General features: G+C 69.8%; 11 protein-coding genes. 4 read left to right on the top strand and 7 right to left on the bottom strand.

Features of this window, described 5'->3' with window-relative positions:
• Positions 1-230, top strand: a 230-nt coding sequence (locus tag AC08OV_RS17275; RefSeq protein WP_476619952.1) for a hypothetical protein, incomplete at its 5' end; no start/stop codon positions are given.
• 343 nt (positions 231-573) lie between these two features.
• Here AC08OV_RS17275 and AC08OV_RS17280 read toward each other — a convergent pair.
• Positions 574-759 (bottom strand): hypothetical protein, encoded by a 186-nt coding sequence (locus tag AC08OV_RS17280; protein WP_476616248.1) that lies wholly within the window; start codon positions 757-759, stop codon positions 574-576.
• A 115-nt stretch (positions 760-874) separates the two neighbouring features.
• Here AC08OV_RS17280 and AC08OV_RS17285 point away from each other — a divergent pair, with 115 nt between their 5' ends.
• From AC08OV_RS17285 to AC08OV_RS17295, 3 genes are all read left to right on the top strand, one after another.
• Positions 875-1,279: a hypothetical protein gene (locus AC08OV_RS17285; protein ID WP_476616247.1), complete on the top strand. Its 405-nt coding sequence runs from the start codon at positions 875-877 to the stop codon at positions 1,277-1,279.
• Between the two features lie 558 nt (positions 1,280-1,837).
• On the top strand, positions 1,838-2,035 hold the full coding sequence (locus AC08OV_RS17290) for a hypothetical protein (RefSeq protein ID WP_476614979.1): 198 nt from the start codon (positions 1,838-1,840) through the stop codon (positions 2,033-2,035).
• Between the two features lie 102 nt (positions 2,036-2,137).
• A complete protein-coding gene (locus AC08OV_RS17295) occupies positions 2,138-2,413 on the top strand; it encodes a hypothetical protein (RefSeq protein WP_476614980.1) in 276 nt (91 codons plus the stop codon).
• A 103-nt stretch (positions 2,414-2,516) separates the two neighbouring features.
• On the opposite strand, the gene AC08OV_RS17300 is transcribed toward AC08OV_RS17295, so the two are convergent.
• From AC08OV_RS17300 to dnaE, 6 genes are all read right to left on the bottom strand, one after another.
• Positions 2,517-2,753: a hypothetical protein gene (locus tag AC08OV_RS17300; protein WP_476614981.1), complete on the bottom strand. Its 237-nt coding sequence runs from the start codon at positions 2,751-2,753 to the stop codon at positions 2,517-2,519.
• A 4-nt stretch (positions 2,754-2,757) separates the two neighbouring features.
• The gene (locus AC08OV_RS17305) at positions 2,758-3,075 is read right to left on the bottom strand and encodes a hypothetical protein (protein ID WP_476614982.1); all 318 of its coding nucleotides are present in this window, start codon (positions 3,073-3,075) and stop codon (positions 2,758-2,760) included.
• A gap of 69 nt (positions 3,076-3,144) precedes the next feature.
• Positions 3,145-3,327, bottom strand: coding sequence for a hypothetical protein (locus AC08OV_RS17310; protein WP_476614983.1), 183 nt, complete (start codon positions 3,325-3,327; stop codon positions 3,145-3,147).
• An 86-nt stretch (positions 3,328-3,413) separates the two neighbouring features.
• Entirely contained in the window at positions 3,414-3,860 is a 447-nt protein-coding gene (locus AC08OV_RS17315) for a hypothetical protein (RefSeq protein ID WP_476614984.1), read from the bottom strand.
• The gene (locus AC08OV_RS17320) at positions 3,857-4,075 is read right to left on the bottom strand and encodes a hypothetical protein (RefSeq protein ID WP_476614985.1); all 219 of its coding nucleotides are present in this window, start codon (positions 4,073-4,075) and stop codon (positions 3,857-3,859) included. Before AC08OV_RS17320 ends, AC08OV_RS17315 begins: the two co-directional genes overlap by 4 nt.
• Before the next feature lie 158 nt (positions 4,076-4,233).
• Positions 4,234-7,361 (bottom strand): DNA polymerase III subunit alpha (gene dnaE, locus AC08OV_RS17325; protein WP_476619953.1); only part of this gene is annotated, 3,128 nt, incomplete at its 5' end.

The raw sequence follows: 7,361 nt of genomic DNA on the forward strand, positions 1-7,361 counted from the left end.
TGGTCGCGGCGGCCCGGACGGGCACGACCATCCGTCCGCCGCTGGCCTGGACGGAGATCGCCGGGCTCCTGGGCGAGGAGCTCGGCGTGGTGATGGCCCGCTACCCGCACCTGGTCGCGGACCCGCGTACGGGGCCGGTCAGCCGGCAGGAGAGCGCCGCGGCGCATGCGGCCCGGCCGCCCGAGGACCCGCTGCCGCCGACCGTGGGCCGGCTGGTGCTGCCGTGGTGAGCGCACCGCCCCTGACGGCCGGCTACCCGCGCTGTCGGCGGGCGGTGTCGGCCCGGACGCCCTCGAGGACCTCCTGCGCGGCCGCGGTGCCGCTGTGGCGGATGATCCACAGCATCGCCCGGGCCCCCTCGGCGAGGGTGATGCGCAGGGTCTCCCGCTCGCTCGGGGTGGCGTCGTGGGCGTCCGGGCCAGGCCGTGTCGAGGGGGTCGCCGCCCGCCTCCAGCTCGTCCGCGGCAGCCCGCAGCAGGTCCTGGATCACCGTCCCAGTCTGCCGCGGACGGGCCGGGACATGACGGCGGCCCCGGCCGGCGGGTGCCGGACCGGGGTCGCCGGTGAGCCTACCTACCGGGACGTCCGGCGGGCCGGGGCCACGATCTGCTCGGCCGCCGTACGGGCGGCGGCGAGCAGATCGTCACGCTCGGCCCCGAGGTGCAGGTGGGCGTGGTCCGCGAGCCGGTCCGCGCGCTCGGCGGGGTCGACGATCGCGTCAGCGATCGCCTGGATGTGCTCGGGCAGGGTGTGGGGCATGAGTGTCCTTTCGGTTGGAGCGGATATCAGCACCGTACACCGGTGTAACGGGTCCGTGTGGCGGGATGCTCGGATCTGTTACATCGGTGTACGGGCCTCGTATACGGTCCTGGCCATGACCGACGATGTCTCCGGGGATCCGGCCGCGCTGCTGCGCGCGGCGGTGGACGCGGCGGTGGCGGCGCTGGCTGTGCTGCCCGCGGTGGAGCGGGCGGCGGCGGCGCACCGGGCGGCGCGGACGGTCACCGTCTACGGCCAGCAGGCGCTGGCCGCCGCCTACGCGGACGCGCTGGCCGCCGTGGTGGCGGCGCAGGGCACCCAGCCCGCGGCCGCGGCGGCGTTGGCTGAGTACGGGGAGCGGACCGGGGACGCCGCCCTGGCCGCCCTGGACGGGGAGGCTGTGCGCCAGGCCCTCTTGCGGGCCCGCAGGCGCCGCTCACCGTCCGCGCCCGGCCGCCCCGCCGCTCCCGGCCCGGCCGAGGGTGCGAACCCGGCATCCGACCACCCCGAAACCGGGTAACCGCACCGCCGTCACGGAATGAGATGTACTCGCGTGCAAAACGAGAACAGCCGGACACTGGCAGTGGTAATCATGTGTCATGGATGATCGGCACAGGCTCCTGCTGGCTATGCGGGCCAGATCCCGAGTTTTGGCCCCACTTTTCGATCAAGGTGTGAGTTCCGTCGAGCACGTCCGCCAGCACCGCCGCCGCGGTGTGGCTCGTCCCGTAACCGTTGTACCCCCACCCGAACCCACCCTCCTCGGGTTCGGGTAGCTCACGCAGGACCGTGATGTCTTGGCGTTCCGTGGGGCCGCTCTCCGGCACTTCGACGAGCAGGCGACTCGGGTGCCACTCGTCGGACACGGCATCTGGCCGACTTCTGCCCCAGCGCCCGGACCTGCGCGCTGCCGGCCGTGCAGCGTGCCCCTGGAGTCCGTGTTCGACGCGATGGGGCCTGAACGTAGCCGATCGGACTCGTACCGCGAGAGTCGTTCGCCGCAATCGGTCCGCTACAACACCTTGGCGCACCGACGCCCGTTGAGACGCGGATGACCTCCTTCGGCCATCATGGCCTCATGGCCAAGCCTGCCCTGCCGCCCACCCCGCACCCGCACGCGCTCATCACCACGACCAACACCGACGTCTACCTGCGGGCCGCGATGCAGATCCTTCACGAGGTCGACTACGACCAGCTCGACGACACCGGAAAGATCGCCTTCGCCCAGGCTGCGGCGGCCATTGCGACCGGAGTGCAGGCGACCCGCCCCGACTAGGCAGATGGCCCGAGCAGCAGGTACATGCTCACGTCGGCGGCCCGCGCGAGCGCGAGAGCGTCGGCGAGCCTCTCCGAATCGGAGAACACCTCGTCCCCTCGGATGACTGCACGGGAGACGTTCTGCTGGCTGACGCCGTACTCCCGCGCAACCTCCGTCAAACAGCAGGGCGGCGGCGATAACCCGGCCTTCATCCGGTGGATGCGCCACTTCTTCCAGGGCCTCTGGGACGAGAAGCTCCCCGACAGCCGCCGGATGTTACGCGGCGAGTGCTACTTCGACGACTACTCGACCGACAATGTCGGCTCGGGCCTGCGGGAGTGGGGTCGCAACCCGAACTCGGCTGCGGAGTACCTGCGCCTGTTCGGTTCTCGCTGACGCTCGGTGCCGCGGAGGTGTCGGCGCAGCAGCTACCCATCCCACCGCAACACCGGTGGCAGGGACGGCGGAGAAGGGGTTGGGATCACTGTTGAGGCGATGTTCATAGCCACTGGGCACGCCGTGCGGCAGTTCGCCGGATACCCTCCAGGGCCTCCTGTGCTGCCGCCGTCCCGGAGTTGTCGCCCACCCAGGCGGCCAGCCGTGCCCCCTGTGCGAGCGACTCGAGCAGTGCCCGCCGCTCGGCCTGTGTCGTATGTGCGTCGAGCCAAGCTTCGGTGAGCGGGTTCTCCCCCGCTTCCAGTGCCTCGGCCGCCTTCCAGAGCAGATCTCTGATCATAGGGTCATCTTCTCGTAGGCGTACTTGTCGGTGGCTGACGGAAGATCTCGTGCGATCCGATTCGCAGCCACACGACATGCGGGCCCAGCCGCCCTGGGATGGGCTGCCCGTAAGCCCACAGTGCCCGGCCGTCGGGAGCCCAGGTCATCTCGTAGACGCTCGAAGCTGACTTGTACCCCTTCACGCGCAGCGAGGGGTGGAACGTGCCTGCGGTCAGCCCCTCGACGAAGAGGGTTCGCGCCCGCAGAAACGCGGCGCGCTGCTCGGGTCGCAGCCGGCCCCAGTCCGCCCAGAACGCGGCAACCGGCAGGAAGGTAGGCACACGATACGTTAGCCGCCTTTCGACTCCCTGTACGAATCGGGCCCAGGGCCTGTGGATAACGGAACGGGCTCAGCTCGCCTGTGGATGGACGGCAGCGTCGGCCAGAAGTCGATCGAACGTCTCGGGGTCGCAGACGACGAACCGTCCGGCCTCATAGTCGGCGAGGCCCACCTCGGCCGCCTCGATCCACCCCTCGGGGGGGTCCTCATCGAGGATCTCGACCTCGGGCAGGTGCTGCTCGAGCTCCACCATCGCGCGCACCTTCTCCAAAACCTGTGGACGTCGTCAAGCCGCTTTCACAGTAGCCTGGCATCAACCGTCTTACTGAGTTGATCACATCACGCCGTCTCGCTCTCTCCGGCGATCCCGGTCTCGCGCAGTTCCACCCACGGCCCCGTGGTGACATCCCGACACAAGATCGGCCAGTCGTCGCCGCGCCGCCGGGCAGTGTCAAGAGAGGCCTGTGGGTCGACCTGTCCTCCAGGTAGTCGCGTGGCCCAGTTGAGCGCGGCTGACCCCGCGCGGTCGGCCGCGAGGTCCTCCCGGGTGGCGTCCCGGTACCGGCCGTAGGTGATGTCCTGGCGGACGAGCTGGTAGGGGCGGCCATCATCCTCGTCGAGAATCTTCCGCCACTTCCACATCACGATCTCGGTCTGGTCGGGCCACCCCTCCATCTGGATCCCGCAGGAGTCGATCGGGTCGTCCGCGTCGAGGTCGGGACGGTGTTCGCGCACCCATGCGGAGTCGAGATCGAGGTAGCGTAGCCCCCATCGACGGACAATCATGCAGCCCGCCGTTTCTGATCAAGCCTCTCCAGTGCCTCCTGAATGCCCAACGCGAGCGCGTTGAGACGGTCCCATGCCAGCCGCCCCTGGAGCTCGGGAAATTCCTCGATCGTCCGGCGAACCTCAAGAAAGCGCGGGTCCCCCAGGCCGGAGGCGGACACCGCCCGGGCCGGGGCGCCGTCGAACAGGGCGGGCTGCGCCGGAGTCGTAGTCACGCTGGTCTCCCTCGATGATGACAGCTTTCATGTTTCATGATCTCGCCTTTCTGCGGGACATCTTCCTCCTTCGGTGCGCGAAACGGTCCGACACCGTGTTTTTTCGGGGCGTCACGTCGCCACTCGGGCCCGCTGGTCCGCGGCGCCGCACGTCGGCGTCACGCAGCCCCTCGCCTGGGCGCCCGATGGCCCTCGGTGGGCCACACGGACACCGCGCCGATACCGAGCAGCGCATCGAGGCGGCCCCGCAGCGCGGGTGTGGCGTGGACCTTGTATTCGAGCTCCATCAGCGTGCGCCGCCTCTCGCCCTGAAGGCTCAGGCGTACCGGTCGGGAGCCGCGGTGTGCCGTCAGGGCCCTACGCAGCTCGCCGACCAGGCGCGGCGTGATCGCACTCACGGGCAGGGTGAGCAGGACCGGCGTCTCCTCGACGTCCGAGGCGGTGAGGTCCAGGGTGGCCAGGTCGCTCGCTACCAGGCTGATAGAGCCGTCCCGCTCGTTGACCCGGCCCAGCACGGACACCACCGCGTCCGGGACGAGCCGGCCCGAAAGTGCCGCGTAAGTCCGCGAGAAGAACAGGACCTCGATCGCGCCCTCCAGGTCCTCCACGGTCACGGCCGCCCACGGTGCCCCGGAGCTCTTGCTGACCTTCCGGTCAACCTTGGAGATCATGCCCGCGATGCGCACCTCGCGCCCGGCTTGGCCGGCGTCGAGGAGGTCCACGATCGTGGTCGAGCGGTGATGCTCCAGTATCGCCCGCGCCCCGTCCAGGGGGTGGCCGGAGACGTAGAGGCCGAGCATGGCCCGCTCCTGGGCCAGCAGTTCCTGCTGCGGCCATTCCGGGCCGCCCAGGTCCAGATCAATCCTGCTGGGCGCCGGTTCGTCATCGACGCCATCATCGACGTCATCGAACATGTCGTACTGCCCAGCCGCCCTGGCCCGCTTCGCATGCAGTGCCGCGCCGATCACGCCCTCGTGGACCTCGAAGAGGGGGCGCCGCCGATGGCCGAGAGAGTCGAACGCCCCGGCCATGATCAGTGAGCCGACGGCCTGCTTGTTGCATGCCGGCGCCTCGACTCTGTTGAGGAAGTCGGGGAACGAGGTGTAGGGGGCCTTCTGCCGACCCGTGATGATTGCGTCGACCACACTCGTACCGACGTTGCGGACCGCACCGAGGCCGAACCGGATGCCCTCCCCCACCGGGGTGAAATCCAGCTCGGATTCGTTGACGTCTGGGGGCAGTACCCGTACGCCCATCCGTCGGCACTCCGCCAGGTAGATCGCCATTCGGTCGGGGACAACCGCGACCGAGGTCAGTACGGCCGCCATGTACTCAGCGGGGTAGTTCGCCTTCAGGTACGCGGTCCAGTACGACACCATCCCGTAGTCGGCGGTGTGGGCGCGATTGAAGGCGTAGTCGGAGAACGGGACGAGAATGTCCCACAGGGTCTTGATCGCCGCGTCGGAGTACCCGCCCGCGCGCATCCCCGCGGAGAAGGGGGCGAACTCCTTGTCGAGGATCTCCTTCTTCTTCTTGCCCATCGCCCGGCGCAGCAGGTCAGCCTTGCCGAGCGAGTAGCCGGCGACCGCCTGCGCGATCGCCATGACCTGCTCCTGGTAGACGATCAGGCCGTACGTGTCACCGAGAATGTCCGCGCAGACCTCAGCCAACTCGGGATGGATGGGCACGACCGGCTTGCGGCCGTTCTTGCGGTCTGCGTAGTCAGTGTGCGCGCCAGCCGCCATCGGACCCGGCCGGTAGAGGGCCAACACGGCGGAGATGTGCTCGAATGCTGTCGGGGCCATGGCACGCAGCAGGGCCCGCATCGCCGTGCCGTCGAGCTGGAACACCCCCAGGGTGTCGCCGCAGGCCAGCAGCGAGAACGTCGCGGGGTCGTCGAGCGGAACCGTCTCCAGGTCGATGTTCTCGCCGCGGGTGCGCCGGATGTGGGCGAGCGCGGCTTCCAGGATCGCGAGGTTCCGCAGGCCCAGAAAGTCAACCTTCAGCAGGCCCATGGCTTCGCAGGTCGGGAAGTCGAACTGCGTGATCGTCGCGCCGTCGTCCCGGCGCCAGACCGGCAGGACGTCCACGAGGGGGTCGCGGGACACGATGACGCCGGCCGCGTGCACACCGGCCTGGCGGATCACGCCCTCCAGGCCGGTCGCGAGATCCAGTACCTCGGCGACCACCGGATCGGCGTCGCGCATCGTGCGGACCTCGGTCGCCTCGCCGTAGCGGGGGTGCGTCGGGTCGGACACGGCGGCCAGCGGTGCGTCGCGGCCCATCACCGGTGGCGGGAGGGCTTTGGTGATCCGGTCCCCGACCGCGAACGGGTGCCCCAGCACGCGGGCGGCGTCGCGGACCGCGGCTTTGGCCTTGATGGTCCCGAAGGTGATGATCTGCGCGACGCGGTCGTGTCCGTATCGGTCCGCAACGTAGCTGATCAGCTCGCCGCGCCGGTGCTCGTCGACGTCCAGGTCGATGTCGGGCATCGAGGGGCGCTCGGGGTTGATGAACCGCTCGAAGTACAGCTTGTAGTCGATCGGGTCCAGGCCGGTGATCCCCAGCGCGTAGGCGACAATCGAGCCGACGGCCGAGCCGCGGGCGTTCACCCGGATGCCGCGCTCACGCGCCTCCCGGCAGATGTCCGCCACGACCAGCATGTACGTGGACAGCGACCTGCCGACGATGACGTCGAGCTCGTAGGCCGCGCGGTCGCGCCGATCGTTCGGTACGCCGCCGGGGTAGCGTCGGGCCAGGCCGGCGGCGACCTGGTCGCGCAGGTAGGACTCGTCGGTCTCCCCCGTGGGCAGCGGGAAGACTGGCATGAGGTCGCGGTGGGCGAACACCTCGTCGTAGGACTCCACCAGGGCCGCGACGTCGAGCGTCGTGTCGGTGGCGCCGGGAACCTCGTCGTCCCAGAGGGCCCGCATCTCTTCAGCGCTCTTGAGATAGTAGCCCTCGCCGTCGAACTTGAACCGGCTGGGGTCATGCAGGGTCCTGCGGCTCTGGACGCACAGCAGTGCCGCGTGGGCACCGGCCTGGTCGGCGGTAACGTAGTGGGAGTCGTTCGTGGCCAGCGGGCGCAGGCCGAGCCGCCGGCCGATGTCGAGCAGGCCAGCGCGGACCGAGCGTTCGATGGCCAGCCCGTGGTCCATCAGCTCCAGGAAGAAGTTCTCGGGCCCGAAGATCTCCCGGTAGGTCTCCGCGGCGCGCAGGGCCTCGTCGGGCTGCCCGAGCCGCAGCCGGGTCTGCACCTCGCCCGACGGGCAGCCCGTCGTGGCGA

Source organism: Frankia sp. CeTa3Moorea (genome assembly GCF_978021225.1).